Source organism: Mesorhizobium sp. P2_E10, from assembly GCF_056404235.1.
In genome coordinates this window covers 81,452-104,448 of sequence record NZ_JBFUEK010000006.1, presented here as the reverse complement: position 1 = coordinate 104,448, position 22,997 = coordinate 81,452, and the positions used below count along the sequence as shown (strand labels likewise).

Annotated in this window: 25 protein-coding genes and 1 other RNA gene; 7 read left to right on the top strand and 19 right to left on the bottom strand. The window is 62.0% G+C overall.

Annotated features, from left to right (window positions below):
• Positions 1–87: 87 nt before the first annotated feature.
• A complete protein-coding gene (locus tag AC1D0N_RS17675; protein ID WP_477246069.1) occupies positions 88–921 on the top strand; it encodes an NAD(P)H-binding protein in 834 nt (277 codons plus the stop codon).
• A gap of 1 nt (position 922) precedes the next feature.
• Positions 923–1,399: an anthrone oxygenase family protein gene (locus AC1D0N_RS17670; protein WP_477246067.1), complete on the top strand. Its 477-nt coding sequence runs from the start codon at positions 923–925 to the stop codon at positions 1,397–1,399.
• A gap of 34 nt (positions 1,400–1,433) precedes the next feature.
• Here the strand turns inward: AC1D0N_RS17670 and AC1D0N_RS17665 are convergent, their stop codons facing one another.
• The 7 genes from AC1D0N_RS17665 to AC1D0N_RS17635 all read right to left on the bottom strand — a co-directional run bounded on the left by AC1D0N_RS17665 (position 1,434) and on the right by AC1D0N_RS17635 (position 5,746).
• A complete protein-coding gene (locus tag AC1D0N_RS17665; RefSeq protein ID WP_477246066.1) occupies positions 1,434–1,739 on the bottom strand; it encodes an Rdx family protein in 306 nt (101 codons plus the stop codon).
• Between the two features lie 13 nt (positions 1,740–1,752).
• The gene (locus AC1D0N_RS17660; protein ID WP_477246064.1) at positions 1,753–2,502 is read right to left on the bottom strand and encodes a YebC/PmpR family DNA-binding transcriptional regulator; all 750 of its coding nucleotides are present in this window, start codon (positions 2,500–2,502) and stop codon (positions 1,753–1,755) included.
• Positions 2,503–2,721: 219 nt separating this feature from the next.
• The gene (locus tag AC1D0N_RS17655; RefSeq protein WP_477246063.1) at positions 2,722–3,486 is read right to left on the bottom strand and encodes a TerC family protein; all 765 of its coding nucleotides are present in this window, start codon (positions 3,484–3,486) and stop codon (positions 2,722–2,724) included.
• A gap of 80 nt (positions 3,487–3,566) precedes the next feature.
• Complete coding sequence (locus AC1D0N_RS17650) at positions 3,567–4,391, bottom strand: TIGR00282 family metallophosphoesterase (RefSeq protein ID WP_477246062.1); 825 nt, start codon at positions 4,389–4,391, stop codon at positions 3,567–3,569.
• 61 nt (positions 4,392–4,452) lie between these two features.
• A complete protein-coding gene (locus AC1D0N_RS17645; RefSeq protein ID WP_477246061.1) occupies positions 4,453–5,040 on the bottom strand; it encodes a 5-formyltetrahydrofolate cyclo-ligase in 588 nt (195 codons plus the stop codon).
• A gap of 99 nt (positions 5,041–5,139) precedes the next feature.
• Positions 5,140–5,295: non-coding RNA, 6S RNA (gene ssrS, locus AC1D0N_RS17640), on the bottom strand.
• 25 nt (positions 5,296–5,320) lie between these two features.
• Positions 5,321–5,746 carry a DUF4345 domain-containing protein gene (locus AC1D0N_RS17635; protein WP_477246059.1) on the bottom strand — a complete coding sequence of 142 codons (426 nt, stop codon included), beginning with the start codon at positions 5,744–5,746 and terminating at the stop codon, positions 5,321–5,323.
• A gap of 133 nt (positions 5,747–5,879) precedes the next feature.
• Here AC1D0N_RS17635 and AC1D0N_RS17630 point away from each other — a divergent pair, with 133 nt between their 5' ends.
• The 4 genes from AC1D0N_RS17630 (at position 5,880) to msrB (ending at position 9,080) form a co-directional block, all read left to right on the top strand.
• Positions 5,880–6,719 carry an AAA family ATPase gene (locus tag AC1D0N_RS17630; RefSeq protein WP_477246057.1) on the top strand — a complete coding sequence of 280 codons (840 nt, stop codon included), beginning with the start codon at positions 5,880–5,882 and terminating at the stop codon, positions 6,717–6,719.
• 93 nt (positions 6,720–6,812) lie between these two features.
• Complete coding sequence (locus AC1D0N_RS17625) at positions 6,813–7,259, top strand: N-acetyltransferase family protein (RefSeq protein ID WP_477246055.1); 447 nt, start codon at positions 6,813–6,815, stop codon at positions 7,257–7,259.
• An 8-nt stretch (positions 7,260–7,267) separates the two neighbouring features.
• Positions 7,268–8,458, top strand: a complete 1,191-nt coding sequence (locus tag AC1D0N_RS17620; protein WP_477246053.1) for a vWA domain-containing protein — start codon at positions 7,268–7,270, stop codon at positions 8,456–8,458.
• Between the two features lie 217 nt (positions 8,459–8,675).
• Entirely contained in the window at positions 8,676–9,080 is a 405-nt protein-coding gene (gene msrB / locus AC1D0N_RS17615; protein ID WP_477246052.1) for a peptide-methionine (R)-S-oxide reductase MsrB, read from the top strand.
• Positions 9,081–9,147: 67 nt separating this feature from the next.
• Here the strand turns inward: msrB and AC1D0N_RS17610 are convergent, their stop codons facing one another.
• The 11 genes from AC1D0N_RS17610 to AC1D0N_RS17560 all read right to left on the bottom strand — a co-directional run bounded on the left by AC1D0N_RS17610 (position 9,148) and on the right by AC1D0N_RS17560 (position 20,908).
• Positions 9,148–9,453, bottom strand: a complete 306-nt coding sequence (locus AC1D0N_RS17610; protein ID WP_477246050.1) for a hypothetical protein — start codon at positions 9,451–9,453, stop codon at positions 9,148–9,150.
• Between the two features lie 7 nt (positions 9,454–9,460).
• Positions 9,461–9,901, bottom strand: a complete 441-nt coding sequence (locus AC1D0N_RS17605) for a hypothetical protein (RefSeq protein ID WP_477246048.1) — start codon at positions 9,899–9,901, stop codon at positions 9,461–9,463.
• 172 nt (positions 9,902–10,073) lie between these two features.
• Positions 10,074–10,334, bottom strand: a complete 261-nt coding sequence (locus tag AC1D0N_RS17600) for a DUF2312 domain-containing protein (RefSeq protein WP_477246046.1) — start codon at positions 10,332–10,334, stop codon at positions 10,074–10,076.
• Positions 10,335–10,483: 149 nt separating this feature from the next.
• Positions 10,484–13,942, bottom strand: a complete 3,459-nt coding sequence (pyc, locus tag AC1D0N_RS17595) for a pyruvate carboxylase (protein WP_477246044.1) — start codon at positions 13,940–13,942, stop codon at positions 10,484–10,486.
• A gap of 290 nt (positions 13,943–14,232) precedes the next feature.
• Entirely contained in the window at positions 14,233–15,351 is a 1,119-nt protein-coding gene (locus AC1D0N_RS17590) for a branched-chain amino acid ABC transporter substrate-binding protein (RefSeq protein WP_477246042.1), read from the bottom strand.
• A gap of 137 nt (positions 15,352–15,488) precedes the next feature.
• Positions 15,489–15,836 carry a DUF6867 family protein gene (locus AC1D0N_RS17585; protein ID WP_477246041.1) on the bottom strand — a complete coding sequence of 116 codons (348 nt, stop codon included), beginning with the start codon at positions 15,834–15,836 and terminating at the stop codon, positions 15,489–15,491.
• Between the two features lie 110 nt (positions 15,837–15,946).
• Complete coding sequence (locus AC1D0N_RS17580; RefSeq protein ID WP_477246039.1) at positions 15,947–16,675, bottom strand: ABC transporter ATP-binding protein; 729 nt, start codon at positions 16,673–16,675, stop codon at positions 15,947–15,949.
• Entirely contained in the window at positions 16,675–17,790 is a 1,116-nt protein-coding gene (locus AC1D0N_RS17575; protein WP_477246037.1) for an ABC transporter ATP-binding protein, read from the bottom strand. Before AC1D0N_RS17575 ends, AC1D0N_RS17580 begins: the two co-directional genes overlap by 1 nt.
• Entirely contained in the window at positions 17,790–19,181 is a 1,392-nt protein-coding gene (gene livM, locus AC1D0N_RS17570) for a high-affinity branched-chain amino acid ABC transporter permease LivM (protein WP_477246035.1), read from the bottom strand. The genes AC1D0N_RS17575 and livM overlap by 1 nt, the downstream gene beginning before the upstream one ends.
• A 4-nt stretch (positions 19,182–19,185) precedes the next feature.
• Positions 19,186–20,088 (bottom strand): branched-chain amino acid ABC transporter permease, encoded by a 903-nt coding sequence (locus tag AC1D0N_RS17565; protein ID WP_477246033.1) that lies wholly within the window; start codon positions 20,086–20,088, stop codon positions 19,186–19,188.
• A 433-nt stretch (positions 20,089–20,521) separates the two neighbouring features.
• The gene (locus tag AC1D0N_RS17560) at positions 20,522–20,908 is read right to left on the bottom strand and encodes an ectoine synthase (RefSeq protein ID WP_477246032.1); all 387 of its coding nucleotides are present in this window, start codon (positions 20,906–20,908) and stop codon (positions 20,522–20,524) included.
• Between the two features lie 175 nt (positions 20,909–21,083).
• Between AC1D0N_RS17560 and AC1D0N_RS17555 the strand changes: the two genes are divergently transcribed.
• A complete protein-coding gene (locus tag AC1D0N_RS17555) occupies positions 21,084–22,001 on the top strand; it encodes a LysR substrate-binding domain-containing protein (protein ID WP_477246030.1) in 918 nt (305 codons plus the stop codon).
• Here the strand turns inward: AC1D0N_RS17555 and AC1D0N_RS17550 are convergent.
• Positions 21,994–22,995 carry a 4-hydroxyproline epimerase gene (locus tag AC1D0N_RS17550; protein ID WP_477246029.1) on the bottom strand — a complete coding sequence of 334 codons (1,002 nt, stop codon included), beginning with the start codon at positions 22,993–22,995 and terminating at the stop codon, positions 21,994–21,996. The two genes, AC1D0N_RS17555 and AC1D0N_RS17550, sit on opposite strands and share 8 nt — an antisense overlap.
• Positions 22,996–22,997 lie beyond the last annotated feature (2 nt).

The window sequence follows — 22,997 nt, the reverse complement described above, 5'->3', positions numbered from 1 at the left end:
AAATTGGCTTGACTCGCAAAATACGAGGGTTTATCACGTTTTGCAAATGTGAGGATTGCTCATATTTCAAGGCGAGAGGAAATCGAGATGAACAACACGACAGAAAAACCGACCTTGATCCTTGGCGGCACCGGAAAGACCGGCCGCCGTCTGGCCGAGCGGCTGACGGCGTGCGGCCTGCCGGTGCGGATTGGTTCGCGCTCCGCCACGCCGCGTTTCGACTGGGAAGTTCCCGCAAGCTGGGCTCCTGCACTTGAGGGCGTCAGTGCCGTCTACATCAGCTACTATCCCGACCTGGCCGTGCCGGGTGCGGCCGAAGCAATCGGTGCCTTCGCCAGGCTTGCCGTGGCCAGCGGCGTCAGCCGGCTGGTGCTGCTGTCCGGCCGCGGCGAGACCGAGGCCCAACGCGCCGAAGAGATGGTCAAAGCCTCAGGCGCCGACTGGACGATCCTGCGCTGCGCCTGGTTTGCCCAGAACTTCAGCGAAGGCTTCCTCATCTACTCCTTGCTCGACGGCGAGGTGGCGTTGCCGGTCGGCAGTGTCGGCGAACCCTTCGTCGATGCCGACGACATCGCCGAAGCCGCCTTCATCGCCCTGACCCAGCCAGGCCATGTCGGCCAGCTCTATGAGCTGACGGGGCCACAACTCCTAAGCTTCGCCGACGCGGTCGCCGAGATCGCCAAGGCGGCCCGCCGCGACATCCGCTTCGTCAGGATTTCGCACGCCGAGTTCACCACCGCGGTGGCCGCGCACGACATGCCGCCTGAGTTCGCCTGGCTGCTCAACGAGCTGTTCACCGAAGTGCTCGACGGCCGCAACGAAGCGCTCACAGACGGCGTCCAGCGCGTGCTTGGCCGTGCGCCGAAAGACTTCTCCACCTACGCAACCGAAACCGCCGCAACCGGCATCTGGAGCAAATGAGATGATCAAGCTTCTTCCCACCTTCACCATCATTGCCGCAATCGGCTCGGGCGTCGTCGGCGGCGTGTTCTTCGCCTTTTCCAATTTCGTCATGGCAGCACTCGCGCGATTGCCCGTCCCAGCGGGCATCGCCGCGATGAATTCGATCAACATCACGGTGATCACCCCGACCTTCATGACGGCGCTTTTCGGCACCGGCCTGCTCTGTGTGGTGCTTATCGCCGCCGCCATCATGGGTTGGAGCCAGTCCGGCTCGTACTGGTTGCTTGCCGGCGCAGTGATCTACCTGATCGGCAACCCGATCGTGACCATGGTCTTCAACGTGCCGCTCAACGATGCGCTCGCCACCGTCGACCCGACCAGCGCCAACGGCGCCGCCGTTTGGGCGAACCATCTGAGCCAATGGGTAATGTGGAACCACGTCCGCACCATCACCGCCATCGTGGCGATGGCCTGCTTCATCTTCGCATTGGTGTGAAAATGGCACGTCGCAAACGCAAAAGGACCTCGCCTCAGGCGGGGTCCTTTTGCGTGTGACCCTTGCGGTCGGAATGGCCTAGATCCCGATCCGGATCGATGACGTGGCGCACCAGCTGCTTGAGTTTTGCCGCGTCCGGAAAGCCGCCGTCGCGCTTGCGGTCCCAGACCAGCGTGTCGTTGCAGGAAATGGTGAAGATGCCGCCGGTGCCGGGCACCAGCGTCACTTCGCCGAGATCCGTGCCGAAGGTGGAGAGCAGCTCCTGCGCCATCCAGCCGGCCCGCAACAGCCACTGGCACTGCGTGCAATAGGTGATGCGGATGGCTGGGAGATCGCTCATGTTCGAGTTTCGATCATGCCGCGCTGAGCTTGGCCATGGTCTCGTCGTCGACCTCGAAATTGGCGTAGACGCTTTGCACGTCGTCGTCATCCTCGAGCGTGGCGACCAGCTTCATCAGCGACTGTGCCCGTTCTTCGTCGACGGCGATATTGGTCTGCGGTTTCCAGATCGGCTTGACCGACTCGGCCTCGCCGAGCGCGCCTTCCAGCGCCTTCGACACCTCGCCCAGGCTTTCAAAGGCGCAGTAGATGGTGTGGCCTTCCTCGTCCGACTGCACGTCGTCGGCCCCGGCTTCGATCGCCGCGTCCATGACCTTCTCGGCGTTGCCGGCCGAGGCTGGATAGTAAATCTCGCCGGCGCGGTCCCACATGAACGACACCGAGCCGGTTTCGCCCATCGCCCCACCCGCCTTGGTGAAGGCGGCGCGCACATTGGAGGCCGAGCGGTTGCGGTTGTCGGTCAGTGCCTCGACGATGACGGCGACGCCGCCTGGGCCATAGCCCTCGTAGCGCACGGATTCGTAGTTTTCGGCATCGCCCATCGACGCCTTGTTGATGGCGCGCTGGATGTTGTCCTTCGGCATCGAAACCGCCTTGGCGTTCTGCACCGCAAGGCGCAGGCGCGGGTTCATCGATGGATCGGGCGTACCGCTCTTCGCGGCGACGGTGATTTCGCGTGCCAGCTTGGAAAACATTTTCGACCGCACCGCGTCCTGGCGGCCCTTGCGGTGCATGATGTTCTTGAACTGTGAATGGCCAGCCATGGCACCCCTGTCGTCTTCTCGGCTAGAGCATCCTGAAGCGAGGTGATTCACCTCGTCTTCCGCAATGCTCAAATTCAAAATCTAGAACGTCCTGAAGCATCCTGATGGACGCAACGGCGCTCTGTGTCGGAATGGCCGGCTTATAGATAAATCGGCTCAATTCGTCCAGCCGCGCCGTGGAAGCAACGCAGGCGCTTAGGATCGCGGCCTTTTCTGGGGCTAATGGCCGCCGGACTTGGACTTCTTGCGTTTGCGCGCCAGCATGTTGAGGCCTTCGACCAGCGCCGAAAAGCCCATGGCGGCGTAGATGTAACCCTTGGGCACATGATAGCCCATGCCGTCGGCAATCAGCGTCATGCCAATCATCAACAGGAAGCCCAGCGCCAGCATGACGATGGTCGGGTTCTTGGCGATGAAATTGGCCAGCGGCGCGGCCGCCAGCATCATCACGCTCACCGCCACGATCACCGCGATGTACATGATGGCAATCTCGTCGGTCATGCCGACAGCAGTGATGATCGAATCGATCGAGAAGACGAGGTCAAGCAGCAGGATCTGGAAGATCGCGCCGGCGAGCGAAAGCTGCAGCGTCTCGCCCATCATTGAATCCTGGTGATCGTCGAGATCGACCGTATGGTGGATTTCCTTGGTTGCCTTCCAGACCAGGAACAGGCCGCCGGCGATCAGAATCAGGTCGCGCCAGGAAAAGCCGTGGCCGAAGGCGGTGAACACCGGCGTCGTCAGCTGGACAATGATCGAGATGGTGGCAAGCAGCACCAGCCGCATGACCAGCGCCGCCGAAATGCCGAGCCGCCGGGCGCGGGCCCGCTGCGCCTCCGGCAATTTGTTGGTCAGGATCGAGATGAAGATCAGATTGTCGATGCCGAGCACGATCTCTAGCACCACCAGCGTCAGCAGCGCGATCCAGGCGGTCGGATCGTTGACGAAGGCAAAATGCGGCGCCAGGAATTCGATGAGCTGCATGGAGGTCGTCCCCTCTTTAACGATCTAGAGCAGTGTCGCGGTTGGCCGGCAGTTAGGTACTGCCTGCACCCATATCAATGTCACGACCAGAAGGACGGCGCGGTTTCCTCCAGCCGTGGCCCGCGGCGAAACGGCGCGATCTTCTCGGCGAGGCCAGTGCGGTCGGAAATGTCGACGCCGACGCCGCACAATGTCGCCGGTCCGGTCGCCGCCTCGAACCGGCCTTTCGGCACTTTCGACAGGAACCGGTTGAGCGGTTCTTCCTTGTCCATGCCGAGCGAGGAATCATAGTCGCCGCACATGCCGGCGTCGGACAGATAGCCGGTGCCGCCATTGAGGATCTGGTGGTCGGCGGTCGGCTGGTGCGTGTGGGTGCCGACGACGAGGCTGGCGCGACCATCGACGAAATGCGCAAAACACATTTTCTCCGAAGTCGCTTCCGCGTGAAAATCGATGACCGCCGCATCGGCCTGTTCGCCGAGCGGGCAGGCGGCGAGTTCGCGCTCACCGGCCTGGAACGGATCGTCGAGCTCGGGATGCATGAACACCCGGCCCATGATGTTGGCGACCAGAACGCGCGCGCCGTTCCTGGCGATGTAGACGCCGGAGCCGCGCCCCGGCGTGCCCTTTGGGAAATTCGACGGGCGCAGGAAGCGTTCCTCGCGCGGCGCGAAAACCAGCGCATCGCGCTGATCCCAGACATGGTTGCCGGTGGTGACGACATCGGCGCCGGCCGCGATCGTGTCGCGAAAGATGTCTTCGGTGATGCCGAAGCCGCCGGCGGCATTCTCGCCATTGACAATGACGAAATCGAGTTTGAAATCCGAGATCAGGCCGGGCAGCTGTTCCCACACTGCCGTGCGCCCCGATTTGCCGACCATATCGCCAAGAAAGAGAAGTCTCATCTAGGTCCTGAAAAGCTGCATGGACCCTTGGAAAGGATCATGCGTCTGAAAGATAATCTATCTACAATTTTGGCGAGAACCGGCGCAACCCGCTCTCGGTGAGTATTTCCGGGATGACCACGTCATGCGGCTCGTCCGGCACCAGCGCCACTTCCTGGCAGTCGAAGGCGATGCCGATCAGTCGGGGCGGCTGGCCCTTGTCGATCAGCTTGGCGATGGCGCGATCGTAATAGCCGGCGCCATAGCCGATGCGGTGGCCGCGTGCGTCGAAGGCGGCGAGCGGCACCAGCATCACCGCGGGATCGAGCACCTCGGCCTCTTCATGCGGCCCGACCGTGCCGAATCCCATCTCGACCATCGGCGCGCCGCGCACCAATTCGCGAAAGACGATGGTGGTCTTGTCGAGAATGGCCGGCAGGCAAAGCCTTGCTCCTTGCTCGCGCAAGGCAAACATCAGCGGCCGCACGTCGACTTCCGAGCGCATCGGCCAGAAGCCGGAGACGATCTGTCCCGGTTCGACAGCGAGATGATCGCGCGCCGTCTCGGCCATTTCGAGAGCCGCCTCCACCCGCCAGAACTCATCGAGCGCATCGCGGCGGCCGAGTGCTTCCTTGCGGAGATGCTTTTTCAGGTCTTTCGGAGAGGTCATGGAGCCAAGGTAGAAAAGGTCGGATTTGGGCGGAGTGTCAGGAGCGACGTTTTCTACCGCATGATCCACCGGAATGTCAGTGGATCCAAAGCGTTTGAGTGACGATCCACACAACCGGTGGAGAGAGCGATCCCGGGAACCTACAAAGTAGGTGGGCGCCGTATGAGAAAACCCACGGGTCTTCCCAGGGACAGCTCCCTAGGGATCATTAAGGCCCCGGGGAAAATGTTCTCCTGCCGGGAAGCGCAGACCGTCGACCCTGATATAGGCCTGTTGCCGCCTATAGACCAGATGCCAAGACATTCTCGGCCGCATTATTCGCGACCCGCCCCTGCCACCAGACCAGCGCCGGCATGGCCAGCAGTTCGACGCAGAGCCCGGCGATGTGGCCCGCCGACGGCGCACCGGCCACCAGCAGCGAGAAAAGCCGCGCCAACCCGCCACTGAAGGTGCAGGCGGCAAGCAGGCGAAACCGTTCGGTCTTGGTCTCGATGCCGGGGATGCAGCTGTACCAGGCGATGCCGACGGCGAGGAAGAAACCGGAGAGGAAACGGAAATGGCTGTCGAGATCGACCGGCCACGGTGCTGCGACATGCAGGAACTGCGGCCCCGACATCATGCCTTCTAGGCCGACCAGCACCGGTGTCGCCGCCAGCACCGCCACAGCCACTTGCAGCGCTGCCTTGCCGAATGTCTTTTCTTTCAACTCTGTCGCCCTCGGTCCAAGGATGACAAAGGAACGAAGTTGGCGGCGCGAGGTTTCACGGCAGCTTCGCCGCAGCCTTGCACAGGCAGGGCCGCGTCCTTACGGTTCAGCTGAAGAGAACCAAGGAGCAAAAATGCGTTTCGAAGGCACGGCGGCCTATGTCGCCGACAAAGACCTGATGGTTGCGGTCAACGCGGCGATCGCGCTGGAGCGGCCCTTGCTGGTCAAGGGCGAGCCCGGCACCGGCAAGACCGAACTGGCCAGACAAGTGGCATCCGCACTCGGCCTCGACCTGATCGAATGGCACGTCAAGTCGACCACAAGGGCGCAGCAGGGCCTCTATGAATATGACGCGGTGTCGCGGCTGCGCGACAGCCAGCTCGGCGATGACAGGTTCAACGACATCAGGAACTACATCAAGCGCGGCAAGCTCTGGGAAGCCTTCGCCGCCGGCAAGAAAGTCGTGCTTCTGATCGACGAGATCGACAAGGCCGACATCGAGTTTCCCAACGATCTGCTGCAGGAGCTCGATCGGATGGAGTTCTTCGTCTACGAAACCGGCGAGACGATCCGCGCCGAAGTCAGGCCGATCGTCATCATCACTTCCAACAACGAGAAGGAACTGCCGGACGCTTTTCTGCGCCGCTGCTTCTTCCACTACATCCGCTTTCCCGACGTCGAGACGCTGCACAAGATCGTCGACGTCCACTATCCCGGCATCAAGCAGAACCTGGTGCGCGCCGCGCTGACCCAGTTCTACGAAATCCGCGACGTGCCCGGCCTGAAGAAGAAGCCGTCAACCTCCGAAGCGTTGGACTGGATCCGGCTGTTGGTGGCCGACGACATCGCGCCGGAGGATCTGCGCGCCGACCCAAAAAACGCGCTGCCCAAGCTGCACGGCGCGCTGTTGAAGAACGAGCAGGACGTGCACCTATTCGAGCGCCTGGCTTTTATGGCGAGAAGGCAGGGGTAGGACGGCAGTAATAGGGTTTTCCCCTGCTGTGGACGGTTGCGGGCAGCCTGGCATCAAGGCAGCCTCGGGCATGAAGCTTCGGAGGAAAATGAAATGACCGAGATCACCGTCCGCCCACTGGCGCAGTCCGATCATGCCGACTGGCAGCGGCTGTGGACCGCCTACTTGACTTTCTACGAGACGGTGCTGCCGCAAGAGGTCTACGCCATCACCTGGAAGCGGCTGTTCACGGAAGGTGAGTTCGAGCCAAAGGGCTTCATCGCCACGCTCGACGGCAAGGCCGTGGGTCTCACCCACTATCTCTACCACCGCTCCGGCTGGTCCGAGAAAAACAACTGCTATCTGCAGGACCTGTTCGCCGACCCCGATGTGCGCGGCAAAGGCATCGGCGCCGCTCTCATCGAAGCGGTGAAGCAGGAAGCGGCAAAGATCGGCGTCAAGAACGTCTACTGGATGACCCACGAGACCAACACCACCGCGCGCAAGCTCTACGATCATGTCGCACGGCGGACCGGCTTTATCGAATATGATTTGATGTAGACAAGACCATGTTCATCCCCTTCTTCCTCGAACTGAAGGCCGCGCGGGTTCCCGTTTCGCTCCGGGAATATCTGTCGCTGCTGGAAGGGCTGGAAGCGGGACTGGTCGACTATGACGTCGAGGGTTTTTACTACCTGGCCCGCACTGCCCTGGTGAAGGACGAGCGCCATATCGACCGTTTCGACCAGGTCTTTGCGCATGTCTTCAAGGGCATTGAAGCGCTGGATGGGCCGGATGCGGTAGACGTCGCCAATATTCCCGAGGAATGGCTGCGCCGTCTCGCCGAAAAGCACCTGACCGAGGAAGAGAAAAAACTGGTCGAGGCGCTGGGCGGTTTCGAAAAGCTGATGGAGATCTTGAAGCAGCGGCTCGAGGAACAAAAAGGCCGCCACCAGGGCGGCTCCAAATGGATCGGCACCGGCGGCACCTCGCCCTTCGGCGCCTATGGCTACAACCCCGAAGGGGTGCGCATCGGCCAGCATGAAAGCCGCAATCGCCGCGCGGTCAAGGTCTGGGACAAGCGCGAGTTCAAAAACTTCGACGATGCCGTCGAGCTCGGCACCCGCAACATCAAGATCGCGCTGAAGCGCTTACGCCGCTGGGTGCGCGAAGGCGCTGAGGAAGAATTCGACCTGCCCGGCACCATCCATGCCACCGCCGAGCACGGCTATCTCGACGTGCAGACGCGGCCCGAACGGCGCAATGCGGTGAAGCTGTTGATGTTCTTCGATGTCGGCGGCTCGATGGACGATCACATCAAAACCGTCGAGGAATTGTTTTCGGCCGCCCGCGCCGAGTTCCGCCAGCTCGAATATTTTTACTTCCACAATTGCCTCTACGAGGGCGTGTGGAAGGACAATCGCCGCCGCCACGCGGAGACCATCCCCACCTTCGACCTGCTCCACAAATACGGCCCGGACTATAAGGTGATCGTCGTCGGCGATGCCTCGATGAGCCCCTATGAGATCGCGCATCCCGGCGGCTCAGTCGAGCACTGGAACCCGGAGGCCGGCGTGGTCTGGCTCGGCCGCCTGCTGCAGCACTGGCCAAACGCGGTATGGCTCAATCCGGAAAACCAGAAGAATTGGGGCTTTACCCATTCGATCGCGATGATCCGCGACATCTTCGGCGGCCGCATGTTTCCGCTGACGCTCGCCGGTCTGGAGGGCGCGACGAAGCAGCTTTCAAGGAAACATTGACTTGCGGCTGGGCGGCCAAGATTCAGGTCAGGCCGAGTCGAAAATGACGGCGTGCGAGAACCGGAGCGTACTTGCAGTACGTGAGCACCGGAAGCGCAGGTATCAGCCATTTGCAGGCCGGCCTCGCCTGAATCTGGGCAGACGCGTAACAAATGCCTATGTTGGTGCGAATACGAGCTTGCAATCAACAACGAGCCGGCAAGGCTGAGGAGATCAAATGGACACCCACACCTATCCCGTCACCCGCACCGACGCCGAATGGCGCGCCCGGCTGACGCCGGAGCAATATGCGGTGATGCGCAACCATGGCACCGAGCGGCCGGGAAGCTGCGCCCTGCTCTACGAAAAGCGCGCCGGCACCTTTTCCTGTGTCGGCTGCGACCAGCCCTTGTTCGAATCCAAGCTGAAGTTCGAGAGCGGCACCGGCTGGCCGAGCTTCAACGATCCGGTCCCGGGTTCGGTCGAGAACACGGTCGACCGCAGCTACGGCATGGTCCGCACCGAGTGCCACTGTGCCCGCTGCGGCAGTCATCTCGGCCACGTCTTCGACGACGGTCCGCCGCCGACCGGCCTGCGCTATTGCATCAACGGCGTCGCGTTGAAATTCGAGCCGGCGGCTTAAGTCGCAATTCGGTCATCTTGCGAAGGGCGGCTCCGGCCGCCCTTTTTCGTTCAGCGATTGCTTTAATTTAGACGACAGCCGTCAGGATCAGCCATAGCGCCGATCCGAGCATCATCGCCGAGGCCTTGGCGCCACCGGCCTTCTCAGCGGCTCGCCAGACGGCAAGGGTCAGGAAGATGTTGTAGGGCACCGGCGAAAAATGCACTGCCAGAACCAATGCCAGCGGCAGCTTCAGCCCGAGCAGGATGAGTGCCGCCACCGTCGAGGCGATGTTGATCGCGGTGCCGATAAAGGCCAGGTCGCGCCAGAACACCCGATCGAGCGGCACGGTACCTTGCCAGCGCGAGCTAAAGAAGGATCCCGCGGCAGACATCAGCGATCTACCTCTGGCCCAGCACATCGGTGACGGCACGCTCGATGCGTGAGCATTCCGTCACCAGCCAGTCGGCCATCGCCGGCCAATTGTCCTCGGCAAAGCAGTTGACCCGCCACATCGAATTGATGCCGAGGCCCTCGCAACTCTGTTCCGGCCTGAGCTTCAGCCTGTCTTCGATCGCCGCCTGGAACGGCTTCAGTCGCGACCAGGATTCTGTAGCGCCGAACTTCTCGTTGCGGCCGAAGAAGACGCCGACATGGTTCTGCGCCGGAGCGACATACATGGAAAGCACCAGGGCGAAATCGGGCAACCCGCGCTGCCAGAACCATGGCCCGCGCCGCGCCATTAGAGGCCGTTCTTCCGGATGCCGTTCCGCGAACAGCGTCCAGAAGCTGCGTTGGCGAAATTCAGAGGCGCGGCGGGCGCCGAAATCGAATTCGCTCATGGCCCGCTCCAGCATCATGCTCGGCCTGAGACTGTTTTCGAAATTCGCTCCGGCGAGTCATATGGTGGTGGTTTCGAGAACCGGAGCGCAGCAGACATTTGGGTCCGTGAGCCTAGGTAAGCACAGAAAACGCCATCAGATGGCCGCCGGAGTAGAATTTCCAGACAGTCTCTTACACCATGCCGAGCGCGGCCTTGTAGAGATCTAGGATGGTTTCCTCTTCCTGCCGCTCGGCCTGGTCCTTCTTGCGCAGCCGGATGATCGACCGCATCGCCTTGGTGTCGAAGCCGGTGCCCTTGGCCTCGGCGAACACTTCCTTGATGTCATCGGAAATGGTCTTCTTCTCTTCCTCGAGCCGCTCGATGCGCTCGATGAAGGCGCGCAACTGGCCGGCGGCAACAGTCTGGCTGGTATCGGTGATGTCGTCGGCCATTTTTCTTCTCCGCTTCTTTTTAAGCGCCGCGATTCTGGCGCGGCGAAATGGAGCGGGTTCGATGCCCGAGCGGGCGCGGCGGGTCAAGACATTATCGGCGCTTCGTGAACGGCTGCTGCCAGCCGTCCCCAGAGCGATCGATCGGCGCGTCAATTGAACGCGATCAACAGATCCTTCGCATCGATCTGGTCGCCGGCCTTGACCAGCACCTCGGCGATCGTGCCGTCGCGCTCGGCATGCAGTGCCGTCTCCATCTTCATGGCTTCGATCGACAGCAGCACGTCACCGGCCTTGACCGCCTGGCCGGCGGCAACCGAGAGCGCCGAGACGACGCCCGGCATCGGCGCGCCGACATGCGCTTCATTGCCGGGCTCGGCCTTGCGCCGCGCCTTGGCGGCGGAAGCGCCATGCGCCCGGTCCGGCACCTTGATGCGGCGCGGCTGGCCGTTGAGCTCGAAGAACACGGTGACCATGCCCTTCTCGTCGACATCGCCGATGGCCAGGCAGCGCACCACCAGCGTCTTGCCCTTCTCGATGTCGACAAAGATCTCGTCTTCCGACTTCATGCCGTAAAAATAGGTCGGCGTCGGCAGCACGCTGACCGGCCCGTAGGTCTCCTGCGCGCCGGCGAAGTCGGCAAACACTTTTGGATACATCAGCCACGAGGCGAATTCGAATTCTGACAGCTTGCGCTCGAGCTTCTCCTCGATCTCCTTGCGGCTCGCCTTGAGATCGGCGGCTTTCAGCAGCGAGCCCGGCCTGACCGTGATCGGCTTGTCGCCCTTCAACACCTTCTTCTGCAGCGCCTCCGGCCAGCCGCCGGGCGACTGGCCGAGATCGCCGCGCAGCATCGACACAACCGAGTCCGGGAAGGCGATGTCCTTGCTGGGGTTCTCGACATCGGCGACGGTCAGGTCCTGGCTCACCATCATCAGCGCCATGTCGCCGACGACCTTGGACGACGGCGTCACCTTGACGATGTCGCCGAACATCAGGTTGACGTCGTGATAGGTCTGCGCCACCTCGTGCCAGCGCGTCTCCAGCCCGAGCGAGCGCGCCTGCTCCTTCAGATTGGTGAACTGCCCGCCCGGCATTTCGTGCAGATAGACTTCCGAGGCCGGACCCTTGAGGTCGCTTTCGAAGGCAGCGTACTGGTTGCGCACCGCCTCCCAGTAGAACGAGATTTTCCGGATCCATAGCGGATCGAGGCCGGGATCGCGCTCGGTGCCCTTCAGCGCCTCGACGATCGAGCCCAGGCATGGTTGCGAGGTGTTGCCCGACAGCGAATCCATCGCCGCGTCGATGGCGTCGACGCCGCTCTCCACCGCCGCCAGCACCGTCGCCGCCGACAGGCCCGACGTATCGTGGGTGTGGAAATGGATCGGCAGGTCGCTCGCCTCGCGCAGCGCCTTGAACAGCACGCGGGCCGCAGCCGGCTTCAATAGTCCGGCCATATCCTTGACGGCGATGATGTGAGCACCGGCCGCCTGCAATTCCCTGGCCAGCCCGACATAATATTTGAGATCGTATTTGGCCCGCGCCGGATCGAGGATGTCGCCGGTGTAGCAGATCGCCGCCTCACACAACTTGCCCTCGGCGCCGACCGCATCCATGGCGACACGCATGTTTTCGACCCAGTTCAGGCAGTCGAAGACGCGGAACAGGTCGATGCCGCCGGCAGCTGCCTGCTTGACGAAATGCTGCACGACATTGTCGGGATAGTTGGTGTAGCCGACGCCATTGGCGCCGCGCAGGAGCATCTGCAGCAACAGATTGGGCGCGGCTTCGCGCACCAGCGACAGCCGCTCCCACGGGTCTTCGGTGAGGAAGCGCATGGCGACGTCAAAAGTGGCGCCGCCCCAGCATTCGAGTGACAAAAGCTGCGGCAAGGCCCGCGCATAGGTGCCGGCAATGCCGGCGATGTCATGCGTGCGCATGCGCGTTGCCAGCAGCGACTGATGCCCGTCGCGCATCGTCGTGTCGGTGACCAGCACCTCTTTTTGCGCGCGCATCCAGCCGGCGAATTTCTCCGGCCCGAGCGCGTCGAGCTTCTGCTTGCTGCCGCCAGGCACATTGCCGTTGAGATAGGGCACCACAGGGGCCGCCGCATCGGCCTTCGGCTTGGGCCGGCCGCGTGTCTCGGGATGGCCGTTGACCGAGACATCGGCCAGATAGTTGAGCAGCTTGGTGGCGCGGTCCTGCCGCTTGACCTGCTGGAACAGCTCCGGCGTCGTGTCGATAAACTTGGTCGTGTAGGAATTGTCGGCAAAACTCGGGTGATTGATGATCGCCTCGAGGAAGGTGAGATTGGTCGCCACGCCGCGGATGCGGAACTCGCGTAGCGCGCGGTTCATGCGGGCGATGGTCTCGGCCGGCGTCGGCGCCCATGCCGTCACCTTTTCCAGCAGCGGATCGTAGAAGCGGGTGATGACCGCGCCCGAATAGGCGGTGCCGCCATCGAGGCGGATGCCGAAACCGGTGGCGCCGCGATAGGCGGTGATGCGGCCATAGTCGGGGATGAAATTGTGCTCGGGGTCTTCCGTGGTGATGCGGCACTGCAGGGCATGGCCGTTCAGCCTGATGTCCTTCTGCGCCGGCACGCCCGATTCCGGCGTGCCGATAGCAAAACCATCCAGGATGTGGATCTGCGCCTTGACGATGTCGATGCCGGTCACCTGCTCGGTGACGGTGTGCTCGACCTGGATGCGCGGGTTGACCTCGATGAAGTAGAATTTGCCGGTGTCGGCATCCTGCAGGAACTCGACCGTGCCAGCGCCGATATAGGCTGTTTCGCGCGCGATCTTCAGCGCGTAGCTGCACAGCTCCTCGCGCTGCGCCATCTCGAGATACGGCGCCGGCGCCCGCTCGACCACCTTCTGGTTGCGGCGCTGGATCGAACAGTCGCGCTCGAACAGATGCACGGCGTTGCCTTGGCGGTCGCCCAGCACCTGCACCTCGACATGGCGGGCGCGCTCGATCAGCTTTTCGAGATAGACCTCGTCCTTGCCGAAGGCGGCTTTCGCCTCGCGCTTGCCTTCCGTGACCTCGCGGGCAAGGTCGGCTTCGGCGCGAATGGCGCGCATGCCGCGGCCGCCGCCACCCCACGATGCCTTCAGCATCACCGGGTAGCCGATCTCCTTGGCCAGTTTCTTGACCGCCTCCATGTCATCCGGCAACGGATCGGTGGCGGGGATGACCGGTACGCCGACCTCGATGGCGAGGTTGCGCGCCGCAACCTTGTTGCCGAGCCGGCGCATCGTGTCCGGCTTCGGCCCGATGAAGGTGATACCGGCCTCGGCGCAGGCGTCGGCGAATTCGGGGCTTTCGGACAACAGGCCGTAGCCTGGATGGATCGCATCGGCGCCCGAAAGCCTGGCGACGCGGATCACTTCCTCGATCGACAGGTAGCTTTCGATCGGCCCCATGTCGCGGGTCAGATGCGGTCCGCGCCCGACCTGGTAGCTTTCGTCGGCCTTGAAGCGGTGCAGCGAATATTTGTCTTCCTCTGCCCAGATCGCCACGGTTTTGAGGCCGAGTTCGTTGGCCGCGCGAAAGACGCGGATGGCGATTTCGGACCGATTGGCGACAAGGATCTTCGTGATTGCCAAGGACTGGGCTCCAGACACGAGGGGATGGGGGCTAAAGGCAATGATTAACGCGAAAATGCTGCAGTGCAAACAAAATCAGGAGGCGATTAAACCGATTTAAATCGATTCTTCGCGTGAAAGCGGCATGCATTTGCCTGGACGCGTCGGCAGCCTCCGATTTGCGATCCGGGCGGATGCCCTTCGCCCGCCGCATCGAGGCTCGATTTCGGGTTTTGCAGGGGGTCGTACCAGACATGAAAAATGCCCGGCGCAGCGCGCCGGGCATTTTCCGATTTCAGATGTTTGTCGGCTTATTGCTCGAAGTAGGTGTACTTGCCGTCGTCACCCTTCTTCCAATTATAGATGACGTAGTCGGGGCGGGTGATGTCGCCCTTGGCGTCATAGCCGATGTCGCCGATAGCGGTCTTCCAGGGGCCACTCGCCTTGATCTCTGCGGCAACCTTCTGCGCATCGTCCGACGAGCCGACCTTGGCGGCGGCGGCGGCGACGATCTGCAGGGCGGCGTAGGAGTAGAGCGTATAGGCCTCAGGCTCGAAACCGGCGGCGCGGAACTTCTCGACGAGTTCCTTGGCGTTCGGGTTCTTGCGCGGATCGGGAGCGAACGTCATCAGCGTGCCATCGACGGCGTCGCCGGCGATCGAAGCCAGTTCGTTCGACACGATGCCGTCGCCCGACATGAACTGGACCTTGAGGCCCTGGTCAGCCGCCTGGCGCTCGATAAGGCCGAACTCGGTATGCAGGCCGCCGTAGTAGACGACATTGACACCGGCGTCCTTCATCTTGGCGATGAGGGCCGAGAAGTCCTTGTCGCCGACATTGATGCCTTCATACAAGACTTCGGTCAGGCCGTTGCCATTGAGCGCCTTCTTGGTTTCGTCGGCGAGGCCCTGGCCATAAGGCGTCTTGTCATGGATGACCGCGATCTTGCCATCCTTGAAGTGCGCGGCGAGATAGTCGCCGGCAACCTTGCCCTGCTGATCGTCGCGTCCGCAGGTGCGGAACGTGTTCCACAGGCCGCGCTCGGTCAGCTGCGGGTTGGTCGCCGAAGGCGTGATGACGAGAATGCCGTTCTCGGCATAGACTTCCGACGCCGGGATGGTGACGCCCGAGTTGAAGTGGCCGACAACATATTTGACGCCGTCAGCGACGAACTTGTTGGCAACCGAGATGCCCTGCTTCGGATCCGACACGTCGTCGCCGACTTCGAGCTTGACCTGCTGGCCGTTGATGCCACCGGCCGCGTTGATGTCGGCGGCCGCCTGCTCGGCGCCCTTCTGCAACTGGGCACCGAACGCTGCGTTCGGGCCGGTGATCGGACCGGCGACGCCGATCAGAATGTCAGCCCACGCGTTACCGCTGAACGCGACAAGCGCGGTCAGGGCGACGGCGGACAAAAGTGACTTTTTCATATAACGCTCCCATTTACCGAGTGGGCGTGGATGATGCTTTCATGCGATGCCCACTCTTGCTCGCAGAAAGTTTACTTTGCCGATTTTCAGGCACTTGTCACGCCGATTCATCCCCGGAACGGCGTTAATGATGAACGTCAGCCCTTCGGTTTCCAGCTCAAAAGCGACGCTCGTTCGTAGAGCCAATTATACTGCGTCACCATCTGGTTGGTGCGCGTGTATTGATAGCCAATGAAGCCCAATATCAGCAGCACGATGGTGTCGACGATGTAGTAATGCAGCGAAAACATCGTGCCGCCGAACAGCGCATGATGGATGAACCTGATGCCGATGCCGAGGCCGAGCATGTAGGCGAACAGCTGGATGAAGCTGCGCCATGTTTGGGCACTGGCCTTGCCGGTCATCCATGCCGCCCAGCCGCCAAGCAGGCAGGTGACGAAGAAGAACTGCCAGATCGAGGGTTCCTCGTAGAGAATGCCCTGCATGATGATGACTCCCTAGCATGGTCCCGAAAAGTTGCAGACTTTTCGGACAAAGATCATGCGACAAACAAACAACTTGGAGCGGAATATCGGATGCACATTCCGCTCCAAACTCAGTGATGGCCGCCTTCGAGATAGGCGGCGCGCACTTCCGGATTGGCGAGCAGTTCCTTGCCGGTGCCGCTCATCGTCACGTTGCCGTTGACCATGACATAGCCGCGGGTGGCGAGCTTCAGCGCGCCAAAGGCGTTCTGCTCGACCAGGAACACGGTCAACCCTTGCGTGCGGTTCAGTTCGCGGATGGCGTCGAAGATCTGCTTGACGATCAGCGGCGCCAGGCCCAGCGACGGTTCGTCGAGCAAAAGCAGCTTCGGCCGCGCCATCAGCGCGCGCCCGATCGACAGCATCTGCTGCTCGCCGCCCGACAGCGTGCCGCCGCGCTGGGCGATGCGCTCCTTGAGGCGCGGGAACAGCGTGAACACCTTCTCGACGTCCTCGTCATAATGCTTGAGGTTGTCGAGGCTGGCGCCCATCTGCAGGTTTTCCATCACCGTCATGCGCGGGAAGATGCGGCGCCCTTCCGGCGATTGCGCGATGCGCATGCGCGCAATCTCGTGGGTCGGCATCTGGGTGATGTCGGTGCCGGCGAAGGTGATGGTGCCGGCGCGGGCGCGAGGCGCGCCAAAGATGGTCATCATCAGCGTCGACTTGCCGGCGCCGTTGGCGCCGATCAGCGCGACGATCTCACCCTCGTTGACGGCGACATCGACACCGTTCAGCGCCCGGATATTGCCGTAAAAGGTCTGGACGCCCTTGATATCGAGCAGCGTATTGGCGGCCATTATTTGCGTCCTCCGCGCGGCTTGGTTGTCGAGGACTTCCCGGTCGGCTTGGCCGTGGCTCGCTCGGACGACTTTCTTGGCAAGTTGGCCTTTGCATCGACCTGCTCTGCCTTGGAGGCGCCTTTCGACACGGTGACGCGTTCGCCCTCACTGTGGCCGATCGTGTCGGTCACCGAGCCAGCCATCATCGACGACGACATGTCGGACCCGTGCGCCTTGTCGGGACCGGTGTCCAACTGCTCGATGACGGCTTCGTCACCGACCTCGGTCAGCACCGTCTCGACCTCTTCGTCATCGACACCGAGATAGGCGGCGATGACGCGCGGATCGGTCCGCACCGATTGCGGACTGCCGTCGGAGATCTTGCGTCCGTATTCCAGCACCACGACATGGTCGGAAATCTGCATGACCACCGACATGTCGTGTTCGATCAAGAGGATCGAGGTGCTGTTCCTGATGTCCATCAACAGATCGTTGAGTGCCGCCGATTCCTTCGGATTGAGGCCCGCCGCCGGTTCGTCGAGGCACAAAAGCTCGGGACCGGTGCACATGGCGCGTGCGATCTCCAGGCGCCGCTGCGCACCATAGGGCAGGTCACCGGCCGGATCGTCGGCACGGTCGACGAGATTGGCCTTCTCCAGCCAATGCTTGGCGAGGTCGATCGATTCGGCCGACGCCTTGCGGTAGCTCGGGAAGCCGAACAGGCCCAGCATCGTATAACCCGACGCCTTCATCAGCTTGTTGTGCTGGGCGACGAGAAGATTTTCCAGCAGCGTCATGCCCGAGAACAGGCGGATGTTCTGGAAGGTGCGCGCCACCTTGGCGCGCGCCGGGATCTCATGGTTCGGCAGCCGTTCGAGCAGGAAACTCGAGCCGCCGCTGAGGTTGAGCGTGATCATGCCTTCCGACGGCTTGTAGAAACCGGTGATGCAGTTGAACACGGTGGTCTTGCCGGCGCCGTTCGGTCCGATCAGTGCGGTGATCTCGCCGCGCCTGGCCTGGAAAGACAGATCGCCGATGGCGACCAGACCACCGAATTTCATCGACAGATGGTCGACCTGGAGGATGGCGTCTTTCATGGACGGATCGGTCTTCTGAATCGAGTTCATGCTCATCAGCCGTGTCCCTCTTTGGTGAAGGACCCCGAGACCGCTCTTCTCTCCTTGAGGAAGGCTGTCGGCTCACGGCTGCCGACGAAACCGCGCGGCTTCCACAACATGACGATGACCATGGCCATGCCGAACAAAAGCATGCGGTAGAGCTCCGGTGTGAAGTCAGGACCGAATATGGCCTTGAGGAAGTCCAGCTCGCGCAGGATTTCCGTGCCGCCGATCATCACCAGCGCCGCCACCGCGATGCCTCCGAGCGAGCCCATGCCACCGAGCACGACGATGGCCAGGATGATCGCCGATTCCAGGAACACGAAGGATTCCGGGCTGACGAAGCCTTGCCGTGCGGCGAAGAACGAGCCGGCAAAGCCGCCGAACATGGCGCCGGTGGCGAAAGCGGTGAGCTTGGTGGTGGTGGTGTTGATGCCGAGCGAACGGCAGGCGATCTCGTCCTCGCGCAGCGCTTCCCAGGCGCGGCCGACCGGCAGGCGGCGCAGCCTGATGGTGACGAACGCGGTGAGCAGACAGAGCAGCAGGATGAGATAATAGAGGAAGATCTTGTAATAGGCGCCCGACTGGGCAATGCCCAGCACTTTGGCGATGTAGTTCGGGTCCGAGACGTTGAACGACATCAGGCCGAAGAACGAGACCTTCGGAATGCCGGAAATGCCGGCGGAGCCGTTGGTCACCTCGCGCCAGTTGATGATCACCAGCCGGATGATCTCGCCGAAGGCCAGCGTCACGATCGCCAGATAGTCCCCTCGCAGGCGCAGCACCGGAAAACCGAGCATCACGCCCCAGAACGCTGCCATCAGGCCTGCGGCCGGCAGCAGGATCCAGAACGACAGGCCGAAATGCGTGCCGAGCAGCGCATAGGCATAGGCGCCGACGGCATAGAAGGCGACGTAGCCGAGGTCGAGCAGGCCGGCCAGACCGATGACGATGTTCAGCCCCCAGGCCAGCATCACATAGATCAGAATCTGGATGCCGAAATTGTCGACCCACTTCAGCGAGCCCTGGAAGCCGACCAGCAGAACGATCACGATCGGATACAGGAACAGTACGGTTATGCCAATCTTGTTGAAGTTGCGGCGCACGAAGCCGGGTTGCGCCGCGACTGCTGGAGCTTGGGCCTTTTGCGCCTTGGCGCGCTCAAGGGCGGGTTGTGCGAACCCGACATAGAGGAAACGTCCAGCGGCGGTGAGGAGCACCACTATGGCCAGCAGACCCCAGCGCTGCACCAGGATCAGCTCGTTGGAGATATTCTGGTCGGTCTTCAGGCCGATGAACAACACGAACAGGCCAAGCGCGATGGCGCCGGCATAAAGCGCCTCGCGAAAGGCGCGCTGGACGGGGCTGGCGACGACGTCGCTTTCCGGAGAAACGGTAACCGCCATGATTTCAGACCTTTTCGACTTCTGGCCGGCCAAGAATGCCGGACGGCAGGAAGATCAGCACGATCGCCAGGATGGAGAAGGCGGCGACGTCCTTGTAGTCGATGGAGAAATAGGCCGACCACATGCTCTCGATGAAGCCAATCAGCAGCCCGCCGAGCACGGCGCCGGGCAGCGAGCCGATGCCGCCGAGCACCGCCGCGGTAAACGCCTTAACACCGGGCGTGAATCCATCGGAAAATACCACCACGCCGTAATACATCAGGAACAGCGTGCCGGCGACGGCGGCAAGGGCGGCGCCCATGATGAAGGTGATCGAAATGGTACGGTCGACATCGATGCCGAGCAGCGCCGCCATCTTGCGGTCCTGCTCGCAGGCGCGCTGCGCTCGGCCAAGCGAGGTCTTGTTGACGAGATACCAGAACAGCGCCAGCAGGATCGCGGTGACCACGACAATGATGATCTGTTTCAGCGACACGCTGACGCCCTCGATCGTGAAGACCTTGGACACCATCGGCGGGACCGGCTTGTTACGCGGCCCTTGCGTCACCTGGACGAAATTGGACAGCGCGATCGACATGCCGATCGCGGTGATCAGCGGCGCCAGCCGGAACGAACCGCGCAGCGGCCGGTAGGCCACCTTTTCGATCGTCCAGTTGTAGAGGCTGGTAAGCAGCATCGCCACGATCATCATGATCAGCAGCGCGAGCACAATCGGCACCGAAGTGAACAGGGCGCCGAGGATGAGGAAGACGATGAGGGCGGTGAAGGCGCCGACCATGAAGATGTCGCCATGGGCGAAATTGATCATGCCGATGATGCCGTAGACCATCGTATAGCCGATTGCGATCAGCCCATAGATCGATCCCAGCGTCAGCCCGTTGATAAGCTGCTGGATGAAGTACTGCATGCTGTTGTGGCTCCCCTGGAATGTCGCCCATGCAGACGCATTCCTTTTCGTATTTCCCCTAGTCGTAAAGTTTCGAGCCCGGATTGCAACGTGATTTTTCGATGGTCATGCGTGTTTTCCCGACACGCCATCAGATTGCCCGTTTTTTCTTATCCGACCCCTGGACTATCGCGGACCCTATCATTGGCATAACGCAATGTCTTTGACGATTCGGCCGCATCATGCACCTCGTTTCGAAGAAACCACCGTCAAAATTAGGTGATGAGCAGGATCGTTGCGTCATTGAAGGCGATCCGGTTTTCGCGCCTTTCGCGCCCCGCGGCTCCGGATTCTGTTAGCTGGCGACAAACCTGCGCTAAAACGGATCATGGCCGGCGATTGAGATGGCTTTCAACCCGGCCATCCAATCGAGCAATGATCGCTCCGCCCGGGTTCAGTAGGCCGAACCGCCGTCCTGGCCGAGAACGTGCCGCTCGGTGCCCTTCAATGGCGGGTTGAACACGCTGACCAGGACCATGTCATTGGCCGCATCCGCGCGCAGGAAATGCTCGTCATGTTCGTCGAGCACATAGATCGTGCCCGGCTCGATGCGATGGACAGTGCCGGACATGTCCTCGACCTCACCCGCGCCGGCGATGCAGTAGCAGGCCTCGAAATGCCTGATGTAATGGAGCCGTGATTCGCTGCCGGCGCGCACGACGGTATGGCAGACGGTGAACCCCATGCCGTCCTGCTGGGTCAGCAGGCGATGGCTGGTGCCATTGCCCCAATCGACGAAGAAGTCAGATTTTTCTACATCAGTGAGTTGTCTTGTAAACATGATCGTTCTTTCGAAAGCTACGGCCACAGGCCATGACACGCAAAACGGACTAAGGGATAGCGCTGCTTTATCTCAAGTTTTTGCGATGATCCCGGGATCCGCCTGCAGGAATGCCGCAGCTGAGGGGCGCTTTCAAATGATTGCTTCTCACCTGATATGTTAGTAAATTTGACAGATGGACTACATCCCGTTGAATGCCGTGCGCGCTTTCGAGGCGGCGGCCCGCCATTTGAGCTTTTCGGCTGCCGGCGAAGAGCTTCACGTCACCCACCCGGCCATCAGCCACCAGATCCGGCGGCTGGAGGAATGGCTGGGCGTCTCACTGTTTCACCGGGATGCCCGCAAGGTGCGGCTGACCGAAGCCGGGGTGATCCTGCAGACCTCGGCCAGTGGCGCGCTTGCCGAACTCGACGCCACTTGCCGCCGCATTCGCCGCAATGCCGGCCAGGAAACCTTGTCCGTCGGCTGCATCCCTTCCATCGCCAGCCGCTGGCTCGTGCCGCGTCTGTCCGACTTTGCCGCCCGTCACCCCGGCATCGGCATGCGGGTCGCCTATGCCAAGGCCGATGAGAGGTTCATCGACGGTCAGAACGACGTGCTGATCACACTCGGCGCCGATCCCTCTCCCGACGTTACCAGCCTCAAGCTGTTTTCCCGCCTCAACCGGCCGGTGTGCAGCCCGCATTATCTCGCGGGCAGGGATCATCTGCGCACGCCGGCCGGTATTGCCGGCGCCGACCTGCTGCACGACGAGACCCGCGATGGCTGGCGCGAATGGTTTTCTGAAAGCGGACTGCCCGGCGTCGATGTCGGCAACGGGCCGGTTTTCGCCGACTTCAACATTCTTGCGACGGCGGTCATCGCCGGCCACGGCGTGGCGCTCTGCCCCGTCGAAGTTTTTCGCGATGAGCTGAAGCGCGGCGACCTGATCGTCCTGTCGGAGATCGCGACCAACCGCGACAAGGGCTACTTCCTGACCATGCTGGCGCAAGCCTCACCGGCAGCGTTCAAATTCGCCGACTGGTTTCGTCAAGAGGTTTCGGCTGACAAGGAAGCAGGCGGCTCTCAGGCCGGACACGTCGACGTCACTTGACGACGAAGCCATGCGCGAACGGATCGCGGTCGTCGATGAAGATGGTGTTCAGCCCGGTCATTCGCGCCCAGCCGCCGATCGAGGGAATGATCGCCGGCTTGCCGGCAACGCTGACCTCTTTCTCGACCCTGCCCTTGAACAGCGAGCCGATGATCGATTCGTGGACGAAGTCGTCGCCCGCCTTAAGCTTGCCCTTGGCATGAAGCTGCGCCATCCGGGCCGAGGTGCCGGTGCCGCACGGGGAGCGGTCGATCGCCTTGTCGCCGTAGAAGACGGCGTTGCGCGCATCCGCGCCCGCCACTGTCGGCTTGCCGGTCCAAAGCATGTGCGACAGTCGGTTGATTCCCGGATTCTCCGGATGCTCGAATGTGTACTTGTCGTTGAGCCGCTGCCGCACCACCGGGCTCCAGGCGATGAGATCGCCGGCCGAATGGTCGGCCATGTCACGATAATTCTTCTGCGGCTCGACGATGGCGTAGAAATTGCCGCCATAGGCGACATCGACGCTGATCTCGCCGAGCCCAGGGCATTCGACCGTCAACCCTTCGGCATAGAGGAAAGACGGCACATTGGTGATGCGCACCTCCTCGACATACTCGCCGACCTGTTTGTATTCGGCGGTGACCAGGCCGGCCGGCGTGTCGAGCCTCAGCATACCCGGCGTCTTCGGCTTGATCAGCCCATGCTCAATGGCCATCGTCACCGTGCCGATGGTGCCATGGCCGCACATCGGCAGGCAGCCCGACGTCTCGATGAACAGGATGGCGATGTCGCAATCCTCGCGTGTCGGCGGATAGAGGATCGAGCCCGACATCACGTCATGGCCGCGCGGCTCGAACATCAGCCCGGTGCGGATCCAGTCATATTCGGCGAGAAAATGCGCGCGCCGCTCCATCATCGTCGAACCCTGGAGCAGCGGCCCGCCGCCGGCGACCAGCCGCACGGGATTGCCGCAAGTGTGGCCGTCGATGCAGAAGAAGGATTGCTTGGCCATGA

Excerpts from the sequence above, each read along its gene's own strand:
- AC1D0N_RS17675 (WP_477246069.1), top strand. The coding sequence starts at position 88 with ATGAACAACACGACAGAAAAACCGACCTTGATCCTTGGCGGCACCGGA.
- AC1D0N_RS17670 (WP_477246067.1), top strand. The coding sequence starts at position 923 with ATGATCAAGCTTCTTCCCACCTTCACCATCATTGCCGCAATCGGCTCG.
- AC1D0N_RS17665 (WP_477246066.1), bottom strand. The coding sequence starts at position 1,739 with ATGAGCGATCTCCCAGCCATCCGCATCACCTATTGCACGCAGTGCCAG.
- AC1D0N_RS17660 (WP_477246064.1), bottom strand. The coding sequence starts at position 2,502 with ATGGCTGGCCATTCACAGTTCAAGAACATCATGCACCGCAAGGGCCGC.
- AC1D0N_RS17655 (WP_477246063.1), bottom strand. The coding sequence starts at position 3,486 with ATGCAGCTCATCGAATTCCTGGCGCCGCATTTTGCCTTCGTCAACGAT.
- AC1D0N_RS17650 (WP_477246062.1), bottom strand. The coding sequence starts at position 4,391 with ATGAGACTTCTCTTTCTTGGCGATATGGTCGGCAAATCGGGGCGCACG.
- AC1D0N_RS17645 (WP_477246061.1), bottom strand. The coding sequence starts at position 5,040 with ATGACCTCTCCGAAAGACCTGAAAAAGCATCTCCGCAAGGAAGCACTC.
- AC1D0N_RS17630 (WP_477246057.1), top strand. The coding sequence starts at position 5,880 with ATGCGTTTCGAAGGCACGGCGGCCTATGTCGCCGACAAAGACCTGATG.
- AC1D0N_RS17625 (WP_477246055.1), top strand. The coding sequence starts at position 6,813 with ATGACCGAGATCACCGTCCGCCCACTGGCGCAGTCCGATCATGCCGAC.
- AC1D0N_RS17620 (WP_477246053.1), top strand. The coding sequence starts at position 7,268 with ATGTTCATCCCCTTCTTCCTCGAACTGAAGGCCGCGCGGGTTCCCGTT.
- msrB (WP_477246052.1), top strand. The coding sequence starts at position 8,676 with ATGGACACCCACACCTATCCCGTCACCCGCACCGACGCCGAATGGCGC.
- AC1D0N_RS17610 (WP_477246050.1), bottom strand. The coding sequence starts at position 9,453 with ATGTCTGCCGCGGGATCCTTCTTTAGCTCGCGCTGGCAAGGTACCGTG.
- AC1D0N_RS17605 (WP_477246048.1), bottom strand. The coding sequence starts at position 9,901 with ATGAGCGAATTCGATTTCGGCGCCCGCCGCGCCTCTGAATTTCGCCAA.
- AC1D0N_RS17600 (WP_477246046.1), bottom strand. The coding sequence starts at position 10,334 with ATGGCCGACGACATCACCGATACCAGCCAGACTGTTGCCGCCGGCCAG.
- AC1D0N_RS17590 (WP_477246042.1), bottom strand. The coding sequence starts at position 15,351 with ATGAAAAAGTCACTTTTGTCCGCCGTCGCCCTGACCGCGCTTGTCGCG.
- AC1D0N_RS17585 (WP_477246041.1), bottom strand. The coding sequence starts at position 15,836 with ATGCAGGGCATTCTCTACGAGGAACCCTCGATCTGGCAGTTCTTCTTC.
- AC1D0N_RS17580 (WP_477246039.1), bottom strand. The coding sequence starts at position 16,675 with ATGGCCGCCAATACGCTGCTCGATATCAAGGGCGTCCAGACCTTTTAC.
- AC1D0N_RS17575 (WP_477246037.1), bottom strand. The coding sequence starts at position 17,790 with ATGAGCATGAACTCGATTCAGAAGACCGATCCGTCCATGAAAGACGCC.
- livM (WP_477246035.1), bottom strand. The coding sequence starts at position 19,181 with ATGGCGGTTACCGTTTCTCCGGAAAGCGACGTCGTCGCCAGCCCCGTC.
- AC1D0N_RS17565 (WP_477246033.1), bottom strand. The coding sequence starts at position 20,088 with ATGCAGTACTTCATCCAGCAGCTTATCAACGGGCTGACGCTGGGATCG.
- AC1D0N_RS17560 (WP_477246032.1), bottom strand. The coding sequence starts at position 20,908 with ATGTTTACAAGACAACTCACTGATGTAGAAAAATCTGACTTCTTCGTC.
- AC1D0N_RS17555 (WP_477246030.1), top strand. The coding sequence starts at position 21,084 with ATGGACTACATCCCGTTGAATGCCGTGCGCGCTTTCGAGGCGGCGGCC.
- AC1D0N_RS17550 (WP_477246029.1), bottom strand. The coding sequence starts at position 22,995 with ATGGCCAAGCAATCCTTCTTCTGCATCGACGGCCACACTTGCGGCAAT.